The sequence below is a fragment of the Ercella succinigenes genome, from assembly GCF_900002895.1.
Map to the genome: position 1 here is coordinate 1 of NZ_CDHP01000051.1, position 854 is coordinate 854.

The 854-nt window shown below is 45.1% G+C and carries 1 rRNA gene; it reads left to right on the plus strand.

From position 1 onward, the window contains the following. Positions 1–411: 411 nt before the first annotated feature. Positions 412–854: ribosomal RNA gene (locus AC0KSB_RS11530) — 16S ribosomal RNA — on the plus strand; the annotation flags it as partial.

Consider the following 854-nt stretch of genomic DNA (forward strand, 5'->3'; position numbering starts at 1 on the left):
AGGATCATAGGGTAACTCCCTGTGGTCCTGTTTTTTTGTTTTTTACTAATAACCTGAACTTTTTGTTGTCTGCTAAAAATTTTGATATAAAAGATAAAAAAGCAGTTGACAAAAAAGACAAAGTGCCATATACTTGACAACGTTGCGCTTGAGCGCAGCAGCGACTTTATTACAGCGTAAAAGGGTCTCTTACGGCTTAGGAAAGCGAAGAATGAGAGAACTGAAAAAACACTGAAAATAGGTGTTGACAAAAGGAAAGTACGATGTTAATATAGTCGAGCACCTCACGAGAGCGTGAGGGGAGGAACCTTGAAAATTGAACAGTGTAAAAGACAAAAGACGAGCCAAAAATCAATTCTAACAAAGAGTTGAGCAAGTAAACAAAGAGCCAAAAGGTTCTCGGATAATAATTTATTTGAGAGTTTGATCCTGGCTCAGGATGAACGCTGGCGGCGTGCCTAACACATGCAAGTCGAGCGGGGTTTAATAAGGAAGTCTTAGGACGGAAAGATTAAACCTAGCGGCGGACGGGTGAGTAACACGTGAGCAACCTGCCTTTAGCTGGGGAATAACACTGGGAAACCAGTGCTAATACCGCATAACATCTATTCTAGGCATCTGGAGTAGATCAAAGGAGAAATCCGGCAAAAGATGGGCTCGCGTCCGATTAGATAGTTGGTAGGGTAAAGGCCTACCAAGTCAACGATCGGTAGCCGGACTGAGAGGTTGAACGGCCACATTGGGACTGAGACACGGCCCAGACTCCTACGGGAGGCAGCAGTGGGGAATATTGGGCAATGGGGGAAACCCTGACCCAGCAACGCCGCGTGAAGGAAGAAGGTCTTCGGATTGTA